Origin of the sequence: Bradyrhizobium sp. MOS002, from assembly GCF_003020115.1 — a bacterium.
Taxonomy (GTDB): Bacteria; Pseudomonadota; Alphaproteobacteria; order Rhizobiales; family Xanthobacteraceae; genus Bradyrhizobium.
In genome coordinates this window covers 713,109-735,066 of sequence record NZ_PYFX01000002.1, presented here as the reverse complement: position 1 = coordinate 735,066, position 21,958 = coordinate 713,109, and the positions used below count along the sequence as shown (strand labels likewise).

21 protein-coding genes are annotated in these 21,958 nt (G+C 65.2%); 14 read left to right on the top strand and 7 right to left on the bottom strand.

What is annotated here, in order from left to right; genetic code table 11:
- Positions 1-76 precede the first annotated feature (76 nt).
- On the top strand, positions 77-1,192 hold the full coding sequence (locus C7G41_RS08135; protein WP_007596183.1) for an ATP-dependent RecD-like DNA helicase: 1,116 nt from the start codon (positions 77-79) through the stop codon (positions 1,190-1,192).
- 92 nt (positions 1,193-1,284) lie between these two features.
- Here the strand turns inward: C7G41_RS08135 and C7G41_RS08130 are convergent, their stop codons facing one another.
- Positions 1,285-2,982, bottom strand: a complete 1,698-nt coding sequence (locus tag C7G41_RS08130; RefSeq protein WP_106942039.1) for a caspase family protein — start codon at positions 2,980-2,982, stop codon at positions 1,285-1,287.
- A gap of 244 nt (positions 2,983-3,226) precedes the next feature.
- Between C7G41_RS08130 and msrA the strand changes: the two genes are divergently transcribed.
- The 4 genes from msrA (at position 3,227) to C7G41_RS08110 (ending at position 5,174) form a co-directional block, all read left to right on the top strand.
- Complete coding sequence (gene msrA, locus C7G41_RS08125) at positions 3,227-3,931, top strand: peptide-methionine (S)-S-oxide reductase MsrA (protein ID WP_106942038.1); 705 nt, start codon at positions 3,227-3,229, stop codon at positions 3,929-3,931.
- A gap of 45 nt (positions 3,932-3,976) precedes the next feature.
- Positions 3,977-4,396 (top strand): peptide-methionine (R)-S-oxide reductase MsrB, encoded by a 420-nt coding sequence (gene msrB, locus C7G41_RS08120; RefSeq protein ID WP_007614118.1) that lies wholly within the window; start codon positions 3,977-3,979, stop codon positions 4,394-4,396.
- Positions 4,397-4,504: 108 nt separating this feature from the next.
- Entirely contained in the window at positions 4,505-4,669 is a 165-nt protein-coding gene (locus C7G41_RS08115; RefSeq protein ID WP_081747975.1) for a DUF3309 family protein, read from the top strand.
- A 211-nt stretch (positions 4,670-4,880) separates the two neighbouring features.
- Positions 4,881-5,174: a hypothetical protein gene (locus C7G41_RS08110; protein ID WP_007596188.1), complete on the top strand. Its 294-nt coding sequence runs from the start codon at positions 4,881-4,883 to the stop codon at positions 5,172-5,174.
- A gap of 76 nt (positions 5,175-5,250) precedes the next feature.
- Here the strand turns inward: C7G41_RS08110 and C7G41_RS08105 are convergent, their stop codons facing one another.
- A complete protein-coding gene (locus C7G41_RS08105) occupies positions 5,251-5,808 on the bottom strand; it encodes a DUF4112 domain-containing protein (RefSeq protein WP_106942037.1) in 558 nt (185 codons plus the stop codon).
- A 61-nt stretch (positions 5,809-5,869) separates the two neighbouring features.
- On the bottom strand, positions 5,870-6,295 hold the full coding sequence (locus tag C7G41_RS08100) for a DUF5413 family protein (RefSeq protein WP_106942036.1): 426 nt from the start codon (positions 6,293-6,295) through the stop codon (positions 5,870-5,872).
- A 145-nt stretch (positions 6,296-6,440) separates the two neighbouring features.
- On the opposite strand from C7G41_RS08100, the gene C7G41_RS08095 reads away from it, so the two are divergent.
- From C7G41_RS08095 to C7G41_RS08085, 3 genes are all read left to right on the top strand, one after another.
- Positions 6,441-6,686: a hypothetical protein gene (locus C7G41_RS08095; protein ID WP_199198245.1), complete on the top strand. Its 246-nt coding sequence runs from the start codon at positions 6,441-6,443 to the stop codon at positions 6,684-6,686.
- 37 nt (positions 6,687-6,723) lie between these two features.
- Positions 6,724-6,951 (top strand): hypothetical protein, encoded by a 228-nt coding sequence (locus tag C7G41_RS08090; protein ID WP_106942034.1) that lies wholly within the window; start codon positions 6,724-6,726, stop codon positions 6,949-6,951.
- 260 nt (positions 6,952-7,211) lie between these two features.
- The gene (locus C7G41_RS08085; protein WP_373681102.1) at positions 7,212-7,487 is read left to right on the top strand and encodes a hypothetical protein; all 276 of its coding nucleotides are present in this window, start codon (positions 7,212-7,214) and stop codon (positions 7,485-7,487) included.
- A 159-nt stretch (positions 7,488-7,646) separates the two neighbouring features.
- Here the strand turns inward: C7G41_RS08085 and C7G41_RS08080 are convergent, their stop codons facing one another.
- Positions 7,647-9,266 (bottom strand): hypothetical protein, encoded by a 1,620-nt coding sequence (locus tag C7G41_RS08080; RefSeq protein ID WP_106942032.1) that lies wholly within the window; start codon positions 9,264-9,266, stop codon positions 7,647-7,649.
- 37 nt (positions 9,267-9,303) lie between these two features.
- A complete protein-coding gene (locus C7G41_RS08075) occupies positions 9,304-10,596 on the bottom strand; it encodes an adenylosuccinate synthase (RefSeq protein ID WP_027570404.1) in 1,293 nt (430 codons plus the stop codon).
- Positions 10,597-10,998: 402 nt separating this feature from the next.
- Between C7G41_RS08075 and mgtA the strand changes: the two genes are divergently transcribed.
- Together mgtA and C7G41_RS08065 are read left to right on the top strand one after the other, a co-directional pair.
- Positions 10,999-13,497, top strand: a complete 2,499-nt coding sequence (gene mgtA / locus C7G41_RS08070) for a magnesium-translocating P-type ATPase (protein ID WP_106942197.1) — start codon at positions 10,999-11,001, stop codon at positions 13,495-13,497.
- Positions 13,498-13,650: 153 nt separating this feature from the next.
- On the top strand, positions 13,651-14,583 hold the full coding sequence (locus C7G41_RS08065; protein WP_106942031.1) for a DMT family transporter: 933 nt from the start codon (positions 13,651-13,653) through the stop codon (positions 14,581-14,583).
- Between the two features lie 188 nt (positions 14,584-14,771).
- On the opposite strand, the gene C7G41_RS08060 is transcribed toward C7G41_RS08065, so the two are convergent.
- Entirely contained in the window at positions 14,772-15,161 is a 390-nt protein-coding gene (locus C7G41_RS08060; RefSeq protein WP_106942030.1) for a DUF1330 domain-containing protein, read from the bottom strand.
- 105 nt (positions 15,162-15,266) lie between these two features.
- On the opposite strand from C7G41_RS08060, the gene C7G41_RS08055 reads away from it, so the two are divergent.
- The gene (locus C7G41_RS08055; protein WP_199198244.1) at positions 15,267-16,202 is read left to right on the top strand and encodes a DMT family transporter; all 936 of its coding nucleotides are present in this window, start codon (positions 15,267-15,269) and stop codon (positions 16,200-16,202) included.
- A gap of 97 nt (positions 16,203-16,299) precedes the next feature.
- Positions 16,300-17,277, top strand: a complete 978-nt coding sequence (locus C7G41_RS08050; RefSeq protein ID WP_106942028.1) for a tripartite tricarboxylate transporter substrate binding protein — start codon at positions 16,300-16,302, stop codon at positions 17,275-17,277.
- Positions 17,278-17,417: 140 nt separating this feature from the next.
- Here C7G41_RS08050 and C7G41_RS08040 read toward each other — a convergent pair whose 3' ends face one another.
- On the bottom strand, positions 17,418-19,103 hold the full coding sequence (locus tag C7G41_RS08040; protein WP_106942027.1) for a methyl-accepting chemotaxis protein: 1,686 nt from the start codon (positions 19,101-19,103) through the stop codon (positions 17,418-17,420).
- A gap of 252 nt (positions 19,104-19,355) precedes the next feature.
- Between C7G41_RS08040 and C7G41_RS08035 the strand changes: the two genes are divergently transcribed.
- Together C7G41_RS08035 and C7G41_RS08030 are read left to right on the top strand one after the other, a co-directional pair.
- Positions 19,356-20,399, top strand: a complete 1,044-nt coding sequence (locus C7G41_RS08035; protein ID WP_106942026.1) for a C-terminal binding protein — start codon at positions 19,356-19,358, stop codon at positions 20,397-20,399.
- 88 nt (positions 20,400-20,487) lie between these two features.
- Positions 20,488-21,831, top strand: a complete 1,344-nt coding sequence (locus C7G41_RS08030) for an ABC transporter substrate-binding protein (RefSeq protein WP_106942025.1) — start codon at positions 20,488-20,490, stop codon at positions 21,829-21,831.
- The last annotated feature ends 127 nt before the right edge of the window (positions 21,832-21,958 follow it).

The following is a 21,958-nucleotide window of genomic DNA, read 5'->3' as shown; positions in this document are numbered from 1 at the left end:
CGCTTGAACCGGCGGGGCGAATGGTTAGTTTGAGGGCTGGCGAATCGCTCCGTTTCGCCCCCTCCTCAAAGCAGACATGGCCACATTCACCCCGCATCAGGATGCCGCGCTTAAAGCCGTTGGCGACTGGCTCAAGGCCAAACCCGGCCGCAACGGCACGCCGCCGGTGTTCCGCCTGTTCGGCTATGCCGGCACCGGCAAGACCACGCTGGCGCGGCACATCGCCGACGGCGTCGACGGCGAGGTGAAGTTCGCCGCCTTCACCGGCAAGGCGGCGCTGGTCATGCGCAACAAGGGGTGCGACGAAGCCTCCACCATCCATTCGCTGATCTACCGCACCCGCGAATCCGGCGAGGAGCAGCCCAGCTTCGAGCTGTGGGACGACGCCCCGGCCTCCAAGGCCAAGCTGATCGTGATCGACGAATGCTCGATGGTCGATGCCGAATTGGGCCGCGACCTGATGTCGTTCGACTGCCCGCTGCTGGTGCTGGGCGATCCCGCGCAGCTGCCGCCGATCCAGGGCGGCGGCTTCTTCACCAATACCGAGCCGGACGCGATGCTGACCGAGGTGCACCGCCAGGCCCAGGACGACCCGATCGTGCGGATGTCGATGGACGTCCGCGAGGGCCGCGAGCTCGACATCGGCCGCTACGGCGAGAGCGAGGTGGTGTCGCGCAAGGAGCTCGATCCTGATCGCGTCATGGCCGCCGACCAGGTGCTGGTGGGCCGCAACAACACGCGGCGCGCGTACAACATGCGCGTGCGGCAGCGCCAGAACATCGAGGACGTCTTCCCCGTCGCCGGCGACAAGCTGGTCTGCCTGCGCAACAACCGCAAGAAGGGCCTGTTCAACGGCGGGCTGTGGCGCGTGAAGTCGCGCAACACCTCGCGCTCGAAATCCCGCATTCTCAGCATGAGGCTGTCGCCGGACGAGGATCTCGGCCACAAGGTGACGAAGGTCTCGGTGCGCGCCGACTGCTTCGAGGGCGGCGTCGAGGCGATCGCCTGGGAGCAGCGCAAGCCCTATGACGAGTTCGACTACGGCTACGTGCTGACCGTGCACAAGTCGCAGGGCTCGCAATGGGACGACGTCGTGCTGTTCGACGAGAGTTTTGCGTTTCAGGAGAGCCGCGCGCGGTGGCTGTACACGGGAATTACGCGGGCGGCGAAGCGGCTGAGCATTGTGGTGTGAGGCTGCGGTAGCCCGGATGAGCGAAGCGATATCCGGGACAGAAGGACCCGCATGTCGCTACGCTCATGCGGGCTACAATTCGAGCGCAGCCCTCACTTCCCCGCCACGAAATAAAAATCCTCGCGCCCCGGCGGCGAGCCGTACGAAAACGGCTGCTGCACGTGCTTGGTCACCAGCCAGACGTCATCGCGGACGATGTCGAACAGCTTCCGGATCTCGACGCGCGGCACCTTGATCTCCCGCGCGAGCGCGGTGGCGAACGGGCTGTCGGCGCCGCCGTCGCCATCCATCGCGGTCTCGCCGTGCTTGGCGGCGTAGACCACCATGAAGCCGGCGCCCGGCTCGATGTTTGAAAAGCCCTTGTCCACCAACTTGAGCGACAGCGTGCGCTGCATGGTCGGCGCGAATGGATTGTCGCGGCAGGCATCCAGCATCACCAGACGCACTTTTCGCGCGGCGCCCACGGCGGCGATCACCTGCTCCAGCGCGACCGCCTGGGTCTCGGCGTCCCTGTCGGCGGCAAGCTTGGCATCGACGGGAACGAGATAGTTCACGCCGCCGATCTCGAAACCGTGGCCGGCGTAATAGACCACCGCCCAATCCGCCTTCTCCGCCTCGGCGGCAAACGTCTGCAACGCTTCGAAGAACTTGTCGCGGGTCAGGTCGCTGACGGATATCACGGTCTGGAAGCCGACATCGCGCAGCACGGCTGCGATCATTTTCGAGTCGCGTGGCGGATTCGGCAAGGCGTGGACGTTCTTGTAGGCGCCGTTGCCAATCACAAGCGCCACGCGGCGCCCCGTCGATCCGGCCGACGGCTGCGGGGTCAGCGCGGCCAATCGCTCCTGCGCGATCGCGCGGGCGCGCGCGACGTCGAGCTCGTCGAATTTCGTCAGCGAATAGGCCGCCGCACGATAGTCGGCACGGGCCTGGGCGAGGTCCTTCTTGCGCTCGTAGATCTGGCCGCGACCTGAATGTGCCCGGACATTGTTCGGGTTGATCTGGATCGCCGTATTGTAGTCCTTCAGCGCGGCGTCGAAATCGCCCTTCAGCATGTTGACGTCGGCGCGATTGTTGATCGCGTACACGTTCTTCGGCTGCTTCTCGATCAGGCCGTTGCAGTCGGCGAAGGCCTGGTCGAACTTGCCCATCATGCCGTAGGTGATGCAGCGGTTGCCGGTGATCTGCTGCGCGGCCGGTTCGATCTTCTCGGCCTCCGCGAAATCGGCGATCGCGCCGTCAAAATCCTGCATCAGCGTGCGCACCCGGGCGCGGTTGGTGTAGCCGAGCAGGAATTTTGGCGCGTATTTGATCGACAGGTTGAAATCGTCGAGCGCGCTTTGCAACGCACCCCGGCGCAACTGGATGATGCCGCGGTTGTTGTAGGGCACACCGTAGGTCGGGCGCTTCTGGAGCGCGATATTGTAGTCCGCCATCGCATGGTCGTCCTGGCCCGTCCGCTCGTAGGCGAGGCCGCGCAAATTGAGCGTGACGACGTTGTCGGGATCGAGGTCGACGGCCATGGACAAGGTCTCGATCGCATGGACGTAGTCGCGCTTGTTGATCAGCGTATTGCCGCGCACGGAGAGCGCGATGGCCTTGTCCTTGCCGGCGACGCGGTCGGCGTTGAGCAGATTGTCGCAGGCCTGCGCCCTCGCCTGCGCATCCGCCTGGCGGTCGCGGCAAATGGCGAGGTCGTCGCCGGGCTTCGGATCGGCCGCCGCGATCGAGCTCCAGCCGGCCAGGATGGCGAGCACAGCGACGAGGGTCAGGGATGCGACGCGCAGCATGTTGTCAGGTCAGCTCCAGCCATCATTCTTTAAGTCGATCACCGATCGCGCCGGTTCATCTAGCCCGGAGTTCCGGTCCTCGCCAAGCCGGGCTGCTCCAGGCGGCGCGTTTCACAGACTCGTGTCCATCCGGCCGTAACAATTACCCGGACCGCCCGTATCTCGAATGTCCGAAAATGCCGGGCAGGCTGTTCGCCCGGCCCCAACCGCCCTAGACTATCAGACCTTCGGAAAGAGGATCGCCATGCGCCGACCTGCCATCCTGTCCCTGCTCGCCGCAACCACCGCCCTGACGCTGGCCTTTGCCGCGCCGACCCGGGCCGCAGAGGATGCGGTCGTGATCCCCGCTCCCGCCGTTGATGTGGCGCCCGCAAGCGCGACCCAGACCGCCGTGATCGCCGGTGGCTGCTTCTGGGGCGTGCAGGGCGTGTTCCAGCACACCGCAGGCGTCATCAACGCGGTTTCCGGCTATGCCGGCGGGACCAAGGCGACGGCCGACTACCAGACCGTCTCGGGCGGCCGGACCGGCCACGCGGAATCGGTCGAGATCAAATACGACCCGAAGAAGATCTCCTATGGCAAGATCCTGCAGATCTACTTCTCGGTGGCGCACGACCCGACCCAGCTGAACCGTCAGGGCCCCGACACCGGCACGCAATATCGCTCGGCGATCTTCACCACCTCCGACGAGCAGAAGAAGGTGGCCGAGGCCTATATCGCCCAGCTCAACGGCGCCAAGGTGTTCAGCAAGCCGATCGCGACCAAGGTCGGCGCGCTGGAGGCGTTCTATCCGGCGGAGGCCTACCACCAGGATTATCTGACCCTGCACCCGAACCAGCCCTATATCGCCTACAACGACCTCCCGAAGGTCGAGAACCTGAAAAAGCTGTTCGCGGATAACTATATCGAGAAGCCGACGCTGGTGAGCGCCAGCAAGGCCACCAACTGATCGCGAGATCACCGAAAACAAGATCATCGAAAAAACGGGAGACCCATGCCCGACACCAAGACGAAAACCACGGACGACAAGGTCATCAAGAGCGAAGAGCAATGGCGCAGCGAGTTGTCGCCGATGCAATACGCGGTGCTGCGCGAGAAGGCGACCGAGCGTCCCTTCTCCGGCGAATATGAACACGACCACCGCGCCGGCATCTATACCTGTGCCGGCTGCGGCAACGAGCTGTTCGAGTCCGACGCGAAGTTCGATTCCGGCTGCGGCTGGCCGAGCTTCACCCAGCCCGCCGTCGAGGGCCATATCGACGAGGAGCGGGACGTCAGCCACGGGATGGTCCGGACCGAGGTGCTGTGCGCCAAGTGCAGCGGCCATCTCGGCCATGTCTTCCCCGACGGCCCGGGGCCGACGGGCCTGCGCTACTGCATCAATTCCGCAGCGCTGAAGCTCGAACCGAAATAAACCTTGCACGCCGCCCGGTTCCGTCATGGAACCGGGCGGCGCGATGTGCTTTTCTTCCTTGGTGGTGCGGCCGGCCATGGCGTTGCGGCGGCCGCCAGGGAGGATGCCATGACGCTTGGGACCATCCTGATCATCCTGGTGATCATTTATCTCGTCGGCGGCCTGTCGGGCCGCGTCGGTGGCTACGGCTACGGAATGGGTCATTCCGGCATGGGGATCGGCGGCCTCGTCCTGGTGGTGCTGCTCGTGCTGCTGCTTCTTGGCAAGCTATAAACCATTCAAACCACTGATATTATTGCAATTTTCCGAGTTGCGGAGCTGCCATGCGCGGATTCATCATCTCGCATCGCGGGGGTCGCAATTTTGTCAAAACGGGCTATATTAGAGGACGAAAATGACATGTGCGGCGCCCACTGAATGGTGGCCTCTGCCCGTCCCAACCCCACGCGCTTAAAGCCCCAGAGAGATCACGAGGTCTTTGACCATGCGTCCACTGCGTCCGTTCAACTTCAACACTTCCGCCGAACTCTTCCCCGCTGCGATCCGCAAGAAGAAGCGTGCAGGCTTCACCTATCGCCGGTTCGGCACCGCGGCCGAAGCCGTCCAGTTCGCGATGGAGCAGTTGCCGACGGACTCGCTGAACGGCGCCTATCTCCAGGTCGAGGAAGCGCGCTTCGACCAGAACGGCATCCGCTCGCTCTATGAGAGCGAAGCCTTCCCGCTGCCCCGTCACCGCAAGCCGGTGGAAGCCAGCACCGACGCCGCCGACGCGGCATAAGTTTTCGAAGCACTCCGATGTGCGCCGAAGGCGCGATGGCCGAAAGGCCGTCGCGCTTTTTGCGTTTTGGGGAGTGTCAGATGCGCGGCTGCTTGTCGAGCCAGCGGCGGAGCAGGCGCACGTTGCGCATGTTGGCACGAAACATGACATCGAACGCGTCGCCCGCGAACGGGACGATGCCGACGACGCCGTCGAGGGCGACATTGCCGAGCATGCGCGCGGTGATGTACCAGGGCGCCCCGAGCGCCCTCGCCTCTCGCACCAGCCAGAGCGAGATCGCGGTGGTGATGATGTCGCCGACGACGGGGATCAATCCGATCAACCCGTCGATGCCATAGCGGATATTGGTTCCGGGCAGCACGAAGGCGACGTCGAGCAGCTTTGCGATCGCCTCGATCCGCGCGATCCGCTGCTCGCGCGTCAGATTGCCAAACGGGTTGCCAGCGAAGGGGCTATCCTTCCCGAACTCGGAGCGAAACTCGCGAAAGCCCTGCTCGAGCGTTTCAGGCCGGATCTCCTGACCGTCCTGATCGATGATCGGCCCACGCCCCGCGGGGCCTGAAGAGGCCGCACCCGCGCGGCTTCCCGAACCGGATCGACGCGGAGCAACAATATCGTCATCGGACATGGTCATGGCCTGTAGGGAACGCGGCAGCGGGGCGGAGGTTGCTGCGGCGTGATCGAGAACGATGCGTTCAGGTCGGTGCTGCCGCCGGCTGCGGCTCCGCGACATATCTATGCACGAGCCAGGATGAAATCACCGCCGGCACGAACCCGACGAGGCCGTACAGGATGAACTGCACCGCGCCCGAGTCCGGCCCGCGCGAACTGTAGGTCAGCGAGGCCAGGATGAAGGCGAACACGCCGACCAGCAGCATCCGCAGCACCGGACCGATCCGGCGGATGTGGATCAGGATGTCGTCGACCGCACCGATCATCAGCGAGGGCAGGAAGCCGAACAGATAGCTGTATTGCAGGGATTTGAAGAACACCGCGAACAGCTTGCCGACCTCACCGAGACTGGTCTGGGTCCAATAGCCGGACTGATAGGTCGTCGTCAGCAGCAACAGGAACCCGCCCACGAACGGGCCAACCAGCGCAAACACGAGATAGCGTTTCATCAGGCACCCTCATCCTTCGGCCCCGTTATAGCAGCGCTGCGGGAACCTTGAATAGCGGCGGGTGGCGGCTCTGCGCCGGGAACAAGCGGCATAGCGACGAGTTCAGACAGGACTTGAAACGCACGTGTCAGATTTGGAGCCGCCGATGTCCCGCAAACTGTTCTTCCTGGCGACGATCGCGCTGACGGCCGTGAGCGGCCTGTCGAGCGCGCCCGCTTTCGCACAAGGCCATATGGGTTCGCCGCAGGAGCAGCAGGCCTGTTCGCGGGACGCCTCGCGCTTCTGCCGCAAGGACCTCGGCAACGACATGGCGGTACAAGGCTGCTTGCAAGCCAACCGGGCCAAACTGTCGCGGTCTTGCAGCAAGGTCTTTCAGAGCCACGGCATGTGAGGACCGGAACCATCCCCGGCGAACGGAGAGTGAAGCCATGTTGCGCGACGAACAGCTCTCGATCCTGAGGGACATCAGCCAATCGGTCGCCTTCGCCGATGATCGGCAAGGCAAGGTGGGACAACTGATCGCCGACGGCTACGTGATGAAGGACGGCGATCTGTTCGAGCTCACCGCCAAGGGCGTTACGGCTGTCGAGGAGCACGCTGCACTTGCCGCAAGCGATGCGGAACAAGCCAGCGTGTCCTCCGATCGGTTGATCTGATCGGACGCGAGTCGCATTGTGCGTGACGTGCGCGCAACAATTGCGATTTCCTTTTTGCCTGCCATTGCGGCCGCGCGACAATGGCGCATACTTGAATCGGGCGGCGCAGCACTTTTCGATTCGAACATCACGAGAGATCGAGCGACCACATGCGGGATTGAGATCCCGGCGTGAAGGCTGTGACATGCGGCAGATCAAGCCGCGTGCGGCGCCCCAAAACCAAGTGGCTCAAGCCCACGGAACTCGGGGACGCATTCCGCATGACACGCTACCAGACCATCGCAACTCTCTTCGCCGTCACAACGGCAGCCATCGCATTCCAGACATCGCCCAGCCTTTCCTTCTCATCCGAAGCGCAGCAGATGTGCTCCGGCGATGCCATGCGGCTGTGCTCGAGCGAGATCCCCGACATCCCCAGGATCAGGGCCTGCATGGTGCAGAAAAAGGCTCAGGTCAGCCCCGGCTGCCGCGCCGTGATGGACCGCGAGGCCGCAGCCGCGACAGGATCGCGCAAGCGGGAAGCTGCCGCGCAGTAGAGAGAGCGTACCTGCGGCCATCCTTTGAGACGCCCGCCCAAGGGGCGGGCCCTCAGGATGAGGTCTCGTTTCGCGGCGAGATATCAAACCCTCATGGTGAGGAGCCCGCCAAGGCGGGCGTCTCGAACCATGCAGGCCGAGGTCTCACGGAGTAGAGATCTAGTCGCCCCACTGCGCGAAGGCGTCGTTGAAGGCGCGCTCGCCGGGAGCGCCCTTCTCGATGGCGATGATCGCGCGGCGCTGGTTGGCGTAGACCAGGGGCACGTCGAACCAGGAGCGCTCTTTCAGCAGCTGGACGTTGCGCCCGCGGTCGGCGTCGACGTTGGAGAGGCCGACCAGGAAGAAGCCGTCGGTGACCTTGACCGCGAGGCCTGCGAGCGGCGTGCCGCGTGCCTGCTCGTTCGACTTCATCAGGATGCCCGGCACATTGGAGACGCCGCCGCCCGGAAAGTCCGGCGGCAGGACGAAGGTCAGCTCCGCGGTATGGCTTGCCGGCAGCGAGGAGTCGGTGTTGCGGCGGAACGACATCGTCATCTTGAACTTGCGGTCGGGGATCTCGATGTCGGCGCGCACTGCGACGTCGGCCTTCTGGTTGCCCGACGCCTTGATCGGCTCGAGCCGCCACACCACCGAGCCGACATATTGCTTGCCCTTCGGATCGGATGGATCCTCGTCATAGAGCACGACCTTCTGCGCCACCGGCGCGACCGGCTGGTCGCTGGCGGAGGGCTGGCCGACGCGATCTGGAATCTTGGGCTTGCTCTGCGGCTGAGACGAATCCCTGGGCGCCTCCACCACCTGTGTCGGCGAAGACTTCAACAGGTTGGTGGCGGTCTGCACCAGTTGCTTGCCCCAGAGGATGCCGGCGCCGACCAGGATCAGCACGATGCCGACGGCGATCGCGCTCTTGAACGGAAACACGGAGCCGGTTCGGGCGCGCTTCTTCTTGGGTTCGCGGTCGAGAACGGGGATGTGCGGACGCTGCGGCTGCGACTGCGGCGCGTAGCGCTCGGCCTCCTCGATCGATTCGTCGTAGGAGTAGGGCGCGTCCGCCCCGGCGGCGCGATTCTCCAGGCTCGGCTCGAGCCGGTCGAATTCCGGCGAGGGCGAAGGCACGTTGGCGTAGGTGCGGCGCGCGGCGCGGTTGGCCTGCGCGGCGGCGCCGCCGAGATCATTGGCGTCGGCCGTGATGTCGCGGAAGCCGCGCACGCCCGGTGCCGGCGGCAGCGGCGGCGGCGGACCCATGTCCGGCGGACGGCGCACACTTGCGCGATCACGTCCAGCCGGCGGAGGCTCCGGCATCGACGGCGGTGCCGGCGGACCCGGCTGGCGCGGCGCGTCGAAACGCGGAGCCCGCGGCGCACGCGGGGCGTCGCCCTGGTCATCGACGTTGAAGGAGGGCCGGTCGGCGCGCGGCGGCGGCGGCGCCGGACGGGTGCGCGGCGGGGTCGCGGTTTGGGGCGCGGGCGAGTTGCCCTCGGTGGCGCGGGTGCTGGCGCGGCGGAAGGCATCGCCGCTGCCGCTGCTGCGGGCGCCGCCAGCGGGGCGCGAGGCCTCGCGGGCACGCTGGGCAGCCTCTGATTCGACCTTGCGGACGGCCTCTTCCAGCGACAGGCGCTCGCGGGTGATCTCGGATTCGGAGAGGGGCGGCTGCACGCTGCGGAGCTGCGCGATCAGCGCCGTGCGCGCCCGCTCGTAAAGCGCGCGACGGCTCTCGCCGGGAGCGTTGGGGTCCAGGGCGGCAATAGCGCGGGCGATCAGCGGATAGTAATCAGCCATTTCTACTCAATTATACGCGCGTCCCGGTAAGAGATCGTTAAGCCTCAAACGGATTTTGTACCAGGATAGTATCCTCGCGTTCGGGGCTGGTGGAAAGCAGCGCGACCGGGCACCCCACCAATTCCTCGATCCGGCGGACATATTTAATCGCCTGGGCCGGCAACTGGGCCCAGGACCGCGCATTGGCGGTCGGCTCCTTCCAGCCCTCGATGGTCTCGTAGATCGGCTCGACCCGGGCCTGGGCGCCCTCGCCGGCGGGGAAGTGGTCGATCTCCTTGCCGTCCAGCTTGTAGCCGGTGCAGACCTCGATCGTGTCGAAGCCGTCCAGAATGTCGAGCTTGGTCAGCGCCAGACCGTTGATGCCGCAGGTCCGGACCGCCTGGCGAACCAGAACCGCATCGAACCAGCCGCAGCGGCGCGGACGCCCGGTATTGGTGCCGAACTCGCGGCCGCGCTCGCCGATCTTGCGGCCGGTCTCATTGTCCTGCTCGGTCGGGAACGGGCCCTGGCCGACGCGGGTCGTATAGGCTTTGCAGAGGCCCAGCACATAGCCGACCGCGGCGGGGCCGAGGCCCGAACCGGTCGCGGCCTGCGCCGCCACCGTGTTGGACGAGGTGACGTAAGGGTACGTGCCGTGATCGACATCGAGCAGCGCGCCTTGCGCGCCCTCGAACAGCATGCGCTTGCCCTCGCGCCGCTTGATGTCGAGCAGCCGCCACACCGTCTCGGCATAGGGCAAGAGCTGCGGCGCGAGCGCGGTCAATTCCTTCAGGATCTCCTTGCCGTCAAACTCCGGCAGGCCCAGTCCGCGGCGCAATGCATTGTGATGCGCCAGCAGCCGGTCGATCTTGTGCGGCAGCGTATCGAGATCGGCGAGGTCCATCAGGCGGATAGCGCGGCGGCCGACCTTGTCCTCATACGCCGGGCCGATGCCGCGGCGGGTGGTGCCGATCGCGGTTGCCGCGTTGGCAGATTCGCGATGCGCGTCGAGTTCGCGATGCAGCGGCAGGATCAGGGTGACGTTCTCGGCGACCCGCAAGTTTTCCGGGCTGATGGCGACGCCCTGAGCACGCAGCTTGGTGACCTCGTCGAGGAAGGCGGTGGGATCGAACACCACGCCGTTGCCGATCACCGACAGCTTCTGCTCGCGCAGCACGCCCGAGGGCAGCAGCGCCAGCTTGTAGGTCTTGCCGTTGATCACCAGCGTGTGGCCGGCGTTATGGCCACCCTGGAAACGGACGACGATGTCCGCCTGCTCCGACAACCAGTCGACGATCTTGCCCTTTCCTTCGTCGCCCCACTGGGCGCCGACGACGACAACATTGGCCATTCGCGGGTAATCCCTATGCAATCTGTTAGATGCGCCCAGCCCAATCACGGCCGGGGCCGCTCGAACGCGAGGCAGCCAACCGGATAAAGGATGCAGCCTCTGTAAGCAAGCAAGAACGGGGCTTTTTCGGGGCCCAATGCCCTATCCAAGCCCTTGATATCCCCTAAAAATCCGCTTTGTCGGATGGGCTCTACGACGTTAGGCCCGGATGCAGCCGTCGACCACTTCGATGATGCGGTCGCAGCAATGGTCGAGCTCGAGGTCAAGGCGATGCAGCACCTCGTTTCAGTCGGCAGATGCCGACGAAGCCAGGGCGCCCGCGGCCGTCCAAATTGCGGTAGGTCAACAGGTTACACCGAATTTCGAGGCAGTTACCTGACGAGACACTTGAAGGAGCCTCGCTTGTCGGACAGTCCAGCGCACGCCGACAACCGCTTCTGGCGTCTTTCACCCGATCAGCTCTGCAAGCGACTGGGCTGCGGCCTCACAGGCCTGACCGCCGCGGACGCCTCCGAGCGCCTCGCACGCTTTGGGCCGAACAGCGACGCGCGGCCGCGCGTCGAGGGGGCGGCGCGCGCGATCATGCGCCGGCTGCTGGAGCCGCTGTCGCTGATCCTGCTGGTTGCCGGCATCGTCTCGATGCTCACCGGCGACGATATCGGCGGGCTCATCATTGTCCTGATACTCGTGCTCTCGATCGGGCTCGACACCATCCAGGAAGGCCATGCGTTGCAGGCCGCGGAAGTGCTCCGCCGATCGGTGGCGCTCAAGGCCGAAGTCAGACGCGACAACGACTTCCGCGAGATCGACGTCGATCGGCTCGTGCCCGGCGACATCCTGCGCGTCCGTTCAGGCGACATCATTCCTGCGGACGCGCTTATCCTGGAGTGCACAGCCTTCACCGCGGGCGAAGCGGCGCTCACCGGCGAACCCTATCCGGTCCAGAAGCGCGCCGGTGCCACCACCGACCCGGACGACAAGTCGAATGCACTGTTTCGCGGCGCCGTCGCGCAAACCGGCGAAGCGATCGCGCTCGTCGTCAAGACCGGACGCGACACGGTGTTCGGAGCGGCGGCCTCCGCGCTTGCGGAGGCCCAGACGCCTTCGCCGTTCGAGCGCGACTTGCGCGAATTCGGCCTCGTGATCGCGCGCGCTACGCTCGCACTGGTGCTGGTCGTGCTCACCGTCCGCGTGGTGTTCGGCCGCCCCGTGATGGACTCGCTGCTGTTTGCCGTCGCGCTCGCGGTCGGGTTGACGCCGGAACTGCTGCCGATGATCACCACGGTGACGCTGTCGCGCGGCGCGCTGCGCATGGCCGGCCGCAAGGTGATCGTCAAGCGCCTCGCCGCGATCCACGATCTCGGCGCCATGACCGTCTTGTGCACGGACAAGACGGGCACGCTGACCTCCGCCGAGATCACGCTGGCCAAGAGCCTCGATGCCGCCGGCAAGGACGATGCCCGCGCCGCGCGGCTCGGCGCCATCGCCGCGAAACTCGGCGGCGATCGCGGCTCGCTCGACGCGGCGCTGGTTGCCGGCCAGTCGAATGCCGCACAGGGCTGGACGCTTGCCGGCAGGCAGGCGTTCGACTTTTCACGGCGGTTGGGATCCGTGCTCGCGACCGGTCCCGAAGGCGTGCTGCTCATCGTCAAGGGCGCGCCGGAGGCGGTGCTCGAGCTGTGCGTGATGGATGACGGCGCCCGGACCCGCGCGATCGCCCGCGTGCACGAGCTGGCGAGCGAAGGGCTCCGCAGCATCGCGATCGCCTCGCGCCCGTGGACCGGCGCAACGCGCGAGGTCGAGACCGCCGACGAGACCGATCTCGTCTTCGAAGGTTTTTGCGCCTTCGCCGACCCGCCGAAGCCGACGGCAGCGGCTGCGATCGCACGGCTCGCGGCAACCGGCATCACGCTGAAGATCCTGTCGGGCGACGATCCGGTGGTGGTGAAGCGGCTCGCCGGCCTGGTCGGGCTGAACGCCGACCGCGTATTATCGGGAGCCGACATCGCCGAGCTCAGCGACGAAGCGCTGGCAGTCCAGGTTCAATCGACCGACGCCTACGGCCGGCTAGCGCCCGACCAAAAGTCACGCATCGTGAAGGCGCTTCAGGCCGGCGGCGCGGTGGTCGGCTTTCTCGGCGACGGCATCAACGACGCGCCGGCGCTGAAGGCCGCCGATATCGGCCTGTCGGTCGAAGGCGCGACCGGCGTGGCGCAGGCCGCCGCCGACATCATCCTGCTCGCTTCGGATCTCGAAGTCGTCGCCGACGGCGTCGAAGAGGGCCGGCGCACCTTCGCCAACATCATGAAATATGTCCGGATGGGCGCGAGCTCGAATTTCGGCAACATGCTGTCGATGGCGATCGCCTCGATGGCGCTGCCGTTCTTGCCGATGCTGCCGACGCAGATACTGCTCAACAACCTGCTCTACGATCTCTCCGAGCTCGGCATTCCCTTCGACCAGGTCTCGCGCGCGGCCACCGCGCAGCCGCAGGTCTGGAGCATGACGCGGCTGGCGCGTTTCGCCGCGATCATGGGGCCGTTGTCCTCGGTCTTCGACTTCCTGACCTTCGGCGCCCTGCTCTATCTGTTCAACGCCTCGCCGGAGGAATTCCGGACCGCATGGTTCCTCGAATCCATGGCGACGCAGATCCTCGTCATTTTCATCATTCGCACCAATGGCCGACCGTGGCGCAACTGGCCCGATCCGGTGCTGTCCGCCTCCTCTCTGGTCGCCTTGCTGGTCGCGATGGCGGTGCCGTTCACGCCGGTCGGTGCATGGTTCGGCTTCGTGACGCCGCCACCGCTCATGATGGCCGGCATCGCGCTTCTGGTCGTGATCTATCTCGCCTGTGCCGAACTGTTGAAGCCATTTGCGATCCGTGCCGGACTGAAGGGTTGAGCGAGGTTCCGGCCACTGCCGCGCATGGACGCGATGCGCCTCGCGCCATTGATATCGGCCGGATTTCCGTGTCTTTGAACGGGCCGGGTCTGAACCGGCCCGGGTGCCGCCGGGCCGGAGGCTCGGCGCATGACGCGGGGCCACAACAATCCAATGTCCGCCACCGACGAGACCACCGGCGCCGCCACGTCCGGCCACAACTGGATCGCCAACCAGCCTTATCTGCTGCTCAGCATCACCGCGCTGTGCTGGGCCGGCAATGCCATCGTTGGGCGGCTGGCCGCCGGTCACATCCCGCCGGTGACGCTGTCGTTCCTGCGCTGGTTCTTCGCCTTCCTGCTGGTGCTGCCGTTCGCCTGGAAACACCTCGCGCAGGACTGGCCCGCGATCCGCGGCAAGCTCGGCCTGATGGTCACGCTCTCGATCACCGGCATCGGCGCCTTCAACACGCTGCAATATTGGGCGCTCGAGCATACGCAGGCGCTCAACACTCTCCTTTTGCAATCCGCCGCGCCACTGGTCGTGGCGCTGTGGTCGCTGGCCATCCTCGGCGTGCGCCTCACCGCGGCGCAGGCCTTCGGCGTGCTGCTGTCGATGTGCGGCGTGCTGATCATCCTGCTGCATGGCGATTTCACCACGCTGTCGAACATCGATTTCAACAAGGGCGACCTCATCTTCGTCGTCGCGCTGATCATCTTCGCGCTGTATTCGGTGCTGACCTTGAAGCGGCCGCCGATGCACGGCCTGTCGTTCCTCGCCTTCACTTTCGGCTGCGGTGCTGCCTGTCTCATTCCGCTGGAGGTCTGGGAGTTGTCCGCGCGTCCCGTGATGAAGCTCGACGGGCCGAACCTCCTGACCCTGTTCTATGTCGCGGTGTTCCCCTCGACGCTTGCCTATCTCTGCTTCAATCGCGGTGTCCGGCTGATCGGCGCCAACCGAGCCGCGCCGTTCTTCCATGTCGTGCCGGTGTTCGGCTCGATCATGGCAATGGCGTTCTTAGGCGAGCACCCGCAGGCCTTCCACTTCATCGGCTTCGCGCTGGTGCTGGCCGGCGTGTTCGTGGCGTCACGGAAGCAGGCGAGCTAGGCTTATACGTCGAACTACTCTGCGCTTCCTTCTCCCCTTGCGGGAGAAGGTGGCGCGAAGCGCCGGATGAGGGGTTGTCTCTCTGCATGCAATGCGAATTGGACTCGCGGAGAGAGACCCCTCACCCGTCTCGCCGCTATCGCGGCGAGCCACCCTCTCCCGCAAGGGGAGAGGGAAAGAGCACGTGCCTACTTCACTTTGAACTTGCTGTACGCTTCGTTGGTCGCAATGATGACGTGCTCGGCGCAGGCGTTGACGCGATGCGGATCGGCCTCCGTCTCGTAGGCCTCCGACGTCATCATGTCGACGAAAGCCGCAACCGTGGGATAATGGACCAGCGCCACGAAATCCCAGTTGTTGCCCTGCTGCGGGCCTAGCGCGACCGCCTTGGCGTCGCCGGTCCAGAGCAGCGTGCCGCCGCGCGCCTTGATCATCGGCACTGTGACCGCACTGTAGCGCAAATAGGCGTCCCAGCCGGAACCGTTGCCGTCGCCGGAGCGCGCATGGAAGCGCATCAGGTTCAGCATCACCACCGGTGCATGCCGATCGAGCCGCTCCAGGCCGTCGATGTTCAACATATTAACCGCCAATGCCGCCTCCTCTGGTCATGCCTGCATTGTAGCATTGCGGCCGCGTGCCTTGTGTCACGACGTAAATCCGGCGCAAGCTTGCATCCAACGCAAATGACGATCGCCTCGCCCGCGCCACCGGCCTCCAATCCCGCCAGTTGGCTCAACAACCAGCCTTATCTGCTGCTCAGCCTGAGCTCGCTGTTCTGGGCCGGCAACATCGTGCTCGCGCGCCACGTCGGCGCGCATGTGCCACCGCTGACGGTGACCACGATCCGCTGGTTCGGCGTGTTCCTGATCCTCCTGCCGTTCGCCTGGCCGCACCTGAAGCGCGACTGGCCGAATTTGCGCAAGAGCCTGCCGCTGATGCTGTTCCTGTCGCTGGTGGGCTTTGCCTTCAACAACGCGATCTCGTACTGGGCGATGCAGTACACGGAGGCGCTGAACGCGCTGCTGATCCAGTCGGCCGGACCGCTGTTCGTGGCGCTGTGGTCGCTGGTGCTCTTCGGCGTACGGCTGACCGGTGCGCAGCTCGCCGGCATCGGGATCTCGCTTCTCGGCGTGCTGATCATCATCCTGCGCGGCGATCTCGCCGCGCTCGCGAGCATCAGCTTCAACAGGGGCGACATCATGTTCGCCTCCTCGCTGGTGGCGTTCGGGATCTACTCCGCCTTCATCCCGCGGCGACCGAAGATCCACCAACTCTCCTTTCTCTCCTTCACCACCTGCTGCGGCGCGACGATGCTGCTGCCGACCGCGATCTGGGAGGCCTGGAGCGGCCGCGTCCTGCAACTCGACGCGGTGACGCTGGGGACACTGGGCTATATCCTGATCTTTCCCTCGACGCTGGCCTATCTGTTCTTCAACCGGGGCGTGGCGCTGATCGGCCCGAACCGCGCCGCGCCGTTCTTCCATCTGGTGCCGGTGTTCGGCTCGGCGATGGCGATCCTGCTGCTCGGCGAAAAGATCCAGCCGTTCCACCTGATCGGCTACCTGCTGGTGCTCGCCGGCGTCGTGATCGCCTCGCGCCAGGGGTCTGCGGTAAAGTAATTCCGCTGCGCAAGACGAGGCGACGAACTCGCGCCTTCCGATTTCGACGAGGAGACGCTAGGTTCCCCGCCAACGAAAAAAGAGGGAACGACCAGACATGCTTTCAGCGTTGATCCGAAACCTGCGTGCCATCGGCACGGCCGCCCTTTGTCTCGCTGCCGCATCCGCGGCGCAGGCCGACAACTATCCGAGCCGCAACATCACGCTGGTGCTGCCGTTCGCGGCCGGCAGCGGCACCGACACCACGACGCGGCTGATCTCGCAGCATTTGTCGCAGGCCCTCGGCGTCGGCATCGTCATCGAGAACAAGGCGGGCGCCAACGGCATGATTGCCGCCACCTATGTCGCGCGCGCCGCGCCCGACGGCTACACGCTGCTGGTGACCACCAACACCACGCATTCGGCCAATCCCTATCTGCTCAAAAGCCTGACCTACGATCCGGTCAAGGACTTCACCCCGATCGCGCGTACCGGCGACCTGCCCTTCATGCTGGTGATCCACCCGGAGGTGCCGGCCAAGACCGTCGGCGAACTCATCGCCTACGGCAAGGCCAATCCGGGCAAGCTGAGCTACGCCTCGGGCTCGTCCTCGGCGATCGTGTCGGGGGCGACCTTTGCGCACAATGCCGGGCTCGACCTCCTGCACGTGCCCTACAAGAGCTCGCCGCCGGCGCTCAACGACGTCATGGGCGGCCGCGTCTCGATGATGTTCGTGGACATCCTGACCGGCCTGCCGCATGTCCAGGGCAACGCGCTACGTGCGCTCGCCGTCACGACGAAGGACCGCTCGTCGCTGGTGCCGAACCTGCCCTCGATGCAGGAGGCCGGCGTGAAGGACTTCGACATCTCGTCGTGGCAGGGCTATTTCGGCCCCGCCGGCATGCCCAAGGAGATCGTGACGCGGCTCAATGCCGAGATCCGGAAGATCGTCGAGAAGCCGGAGATCAAGGCGCAGCTCGCCACCCTCGGCATGGACGCGTTTTCAGGCACGCCGGAGCAGCTCGGCACGTTCGTGAACGAACAGCTCGTGTTGTGGGAGAAGCTGATCCGAGAGGCGGGGATCGAGAAGCAGTAGGACGGTATCGTGTCCCGGACGCGGCGCAGCGCGAAGCGGTGCGACGCAGAGCCGGGACCCAGAATGCGGCAGCATGGGCCCCGGCTCTGCAGCGCACCGCTGAAGAAGCGCTACGCTGCGTCCGGGGCACGAGGCCTGCCTTATGCTGCGCGCACCTTGGCGAGGAAGCCGTCGACTGCGCTGCGCAGCGCGCCGGACTGGCTGTCGAGCTCGCGGGCGTTGGTGAGCACGTCGGCTGCCGCCGTGCCGGTCGCTTCCGCGGCCGAGGTGACGCTGCCGATATTGGCGTTGATCTCGCTCGAACCGGCCGCGACCGACTGAATGTTGCGGGCGATCTCGCGGGTGGCCTCGCCCTGCTGCTCGATCGACGCGGAAATGCCCGCCGTGATCTCGCTCATCTCGGCGATGGTCTGGGTGATGCCGCCGATGGCGGCGACGGCATCGCTGGTCGAGGTCTGCATCGCCGCGACCTGAGCGGAGATTTCCTCGGTGGCCTTGGCGGTCTGGTTGGCGAGCGCCTTGACTTCGGAAGCGACGACGGCGAAGCCACGGCCGGATTCGCCGGCACGCGCCGCCTCGATGGTGGCGTTCAGGGCGAGCAGATTGGTCTGTGCCGCGATCGAGTGGATCAACTTGACCACCTCGCCGATCTTCTCGGCGCCGGTGGAGAGTTCCTGCACCGTGGCATTGGTGCGCTCGGCGTCGTTGACGGCGCGGCTCGCCACTTCGGTCGAGCGGGTGACCTGGCGGGAGATTTCCGCAACCGAGCTCGACAGCTCTTCGGCGGCCGCCGCTACCGTGCCGACATTGCCCGACGCTCTCTGCGAGGCCGCGCCGACGGTCGCCGCACGCGAAGAGGCGTCGCTGGCGGTGGCGGTCATCGATTGCGCGGTGGCTTGCATGCCCGTCGCGGCCGAGGAGACCGAGCGGACGATGCCGTTGACGCTGCGTTCGAAGTCGCTGGCGATACCTTCCATCGCGCTGCGACGTTCCGCCGCGACACGATCCTTGGCATCGGCTTCGGTCTTCTCGAGGTCGCGAATGCGCAGTGCGTTGTCCTTGAAGATCTGGACGGTCGACGCCATTGCGCCGACCTCGTCGCCACGGCCGACGCCGGGAATGTCGCCCTCGAGCTTGCCCTCGGCGAGATCCTTCATGCGGGCGCCGAGCAGAACCAGCGGACCGCTGATGCTACGGCCGAGCAGCCAGGCGACGCTTCCGGCGACGATGACGATGCCGAACATGGCAAGACCGAGCAGCCAGTAGACCGGGCCCATCTTCGCGTCGATGTCGTCGAGATAGGCGCCCGTGCCGAGATACATCTCGAGTTCGGGGACAGCCACCGCGTAGCCCATCTTGCGGATCAAGCCTTCCTGGCCCGGTTTCGCGTATTCATAGGTCAAAAGGATCGAACCGTTAGCCTTCGCGCCGTTCATCAGCTCCCAGGACAGTTTGCGGCCATTGGTCAGAACTTCCATGCGGTTGCTACCGATCTGCTTTGGATCTGGCGCCAGCTGCGTGATACCGTCATAGGACGTCCCGAATAGATAACCGGCGCCTTTGTCATAGGTCATCGCGTTGCCATAGCGGCGAAGATCAGCCATCGCGGCGTCCTTCGTCATCTCGCCTGCATCCACCCGCTTTTTCAGCGCTACCGCATAGTTGCGGCCCATGTCGACGATGGCCTTGGCCTGCTCGATGCGCGCGTTCACCATCTCCTGCTTCATCAGGTATCCGGCGAGGACCCCGGAAATGCACAGGCCGAACAAGGTGACGCCGACGAGAATGCCGAGCTTGGGGGCGATCTTCAGATTGCTCAATTTCACGGGATGCTCCGGCAACAAAGGGATAAGGACGCGCGAGTGAATCAGTCGAAATCAAATTAATTTTTAGAGGGTGACCCCTTAGCAAGCTGTTACGGGGCGCCCCGTAGAAGCCCGGAGAAGACGCCAAACCAGTCATATAAATCGCCTCAACGACAACCGGGAATTGTACGCGCCCTCTCTGATTTCGCGTAAAAGACGCAAAGGCCCGCGCAAAGTCCGGGTCACAACAAGAAACCAAATCGGGAGCAGGATATGCCGAAATACAGGGTGGTGACGCCGAAGGGCGCGAGCTTCACGGTCGCGAGCAGCGACTACTCCTACGAGCGTGAGGCGCTCGATCCGATCGACGCCGAGATCGTCGAGGCGCCGTCCGACGAGGCCGGGTTCATCGCCGCCGCGAAGACAGCGGACGCCATCTACGCCAAGGGCATCCCGATCACCAAGACCATCATCGACGCGCTGGAGAGCTGCAAGGTCATCACGCTCGGCTCGGTCGGCGTCGACAGCGTCGACATCAAGGCCGCAACCGCGCGCGGCATTCCCGTCACCAACATCCCCGACACCTTCATCGAGGAGGTCGCCGACCATGCCATGATGCTGCTGCTCTCAGGCTTCCGCCGGCTGGTCGAGCAGGACCGGATGGTGCGCAGCGGCCGCTGGGCCGAGGGCAGGCCGGCGTTGTCGAAGATCCCACGGCTGATGGGCCAGACGCTCGGCTTCATCTCGTTCGGCCGCGTCGCGCGTGCAGTGGCGAAACGCGCAGCTCCCTTCGGCCTGCGGATGATGGCCTACGATCCTTTCATCCAGGAAACGCTGATGTCCGACCACGGCGTGATTCCGGCGACGCTGAACGAGGTGTTGTCGCAATCCGACTTCGTCTCGATGCACGCCCCCGCCCGGCCCGAGGTGCACCACATGCTCACCGAGAAGCACTTCCGGCAGATGAAGAAGGGCTCGGTCTTCATCAACACGGGCCGCGGCGCCACCGTGGACGAGGAAAGCCTGATCAAGGCGCTTCAGGAGGGCTGGATCGCCCATGCCGCCCTCGATGTGCTGGAGAAGGAGCCGCCCTCGCACAACAATCCGCTGCTCGGCATGGAAAACGTCACCCTGACCGCCCATGTCGCCTCCGCCTCGGCACGGTTTGACGAGGCGCGCAAGCGCCGGGTGGGCTACGAATTGTCACTGGTGCTTCAGGGCATGTGGCCGGTAAGCTGCGTCAATCCGTCGGTGCTGCAAGACACCGCGCTCCGCCGCTGGCAGCCTGTCAGCATGGACCGCGGCCCGAACAGCTAGGCGGGACGGCCGCGAAGGCGCGCCGGCAACCGGAAAGACCCTTCACCGGCGATCAACGCCGGGAAGGGAAACACATAGGGAGGAACCGATGAGGAACGACATCACACGTCGTGATGCCTTGGCGCTGGGCCTGTCCGCTGCGGCAATCGCGGCAACCGGTGCTCCGGCAAATGCCCAATCCGCGATCAAGGCCGCGGACGTCCCCACACCGAAACTGCCGATCGAGAAAGGCGCATCCCTGCGCATGCTGCGACCGGTACGCTTCGTCCAGGCCGACGAGGACGTGTTCCGCGCCAATGCGGCAAAATTCACCAAGGAGACCGGCGTCGAGGTCAAGGTCGATTTCGTCGGCTGGGAGGATATCAACCAGCAGACCGCGGTGACCTCGAATTCCGGCGCCGGTCCCGACATTATCATCGGCTTTTCCGACGCACCGCACATCTATGTCGACAAGCTGGTCGAGCTGACCGACGTCGCCGATTATCTCGGCAAACGCTACGGCGGCTGGCTGCCGCTGGCGCAGCGCTACGGCAAGAAGAACAAGAGCCCCACTTGGATCGGGCTGCCGTTCGGAGCCACCGCGGGCCCCGTGATCTACCGCAAGTCCATCCTGCAATCGGTCGGCTTCGACAAGGTGCCGGAAGACCATGCCGGAATCCTCGACCTGTGTCAGAAGCTCCAGAAGGCCGGCAAGCCGGCGGGCTTCGCGCTCGGCAATGCCAAGGGAGACGGCAACGGGTTCGCAAGCTGGGCGCTATGGTCGCACAACGCGGCCCTGCTCGACGAGGAGGGCAACGTCGTCATCAACAGCAAGGAGACCATCGCCGCGCTGAACTGGGTCAAGCAGCTCTACCCGACCTTCATCGCCGGCACGACGTCCTGGAATGACGTCAGCAACAACCGCGCCTACGCCGCGCAGGAGATCGCGCTGACCGCCAACGGCGTCTCGCTGTATTTTTCGCTGAAGAACGATCCGGCAACCAAGGCGATCGCCGACGACAGCGAGCATCAGTTGCTGCCGAAGGGCTTGGCCAAGGTCTCGCCGATGGCGGGCCTGACGCTGAACGCCATGGTGTTCAAGCACAGCCAGTACCCCAACGCCGCAAAGGCCTTCCTGCAATACATGCTGGAAAAGGACCAGTACGAGCCTTGGCTCAACGCCAATTCCGGCTACTGGTCCCAGCCGCTGGCCGCCTATGCCGAGGCCGGCGTGTGGTCGCAGGACCCCAAGGTGAAGCTGTTCAAGGACACGATGAACAGCACCTATTACGACGGCTACGCGGGCCCGATCTCGACCGCGACCGGTGCGGTGAGCGCCGACTACGTGCTGATTCAGATGTTCGCGTCCGTCGCGACCGGCGCTGCCACACCGGAAGCCGCGGCCGCGGAAGCCGAGCAGCGCTGCAAGCGGTACTTCCGGCGGCAGAAGTAACGCCGGACAGAAGCGCGTCATTGCGAGCGAAGCGAAGCAATCCAGCCTGTCTCCACGGTTACAGCCCGGATTGCTTCGTCGCTTCGCTCCTCGCAATGACGGGCGTGGTGACTTCCAGAGACAGGAC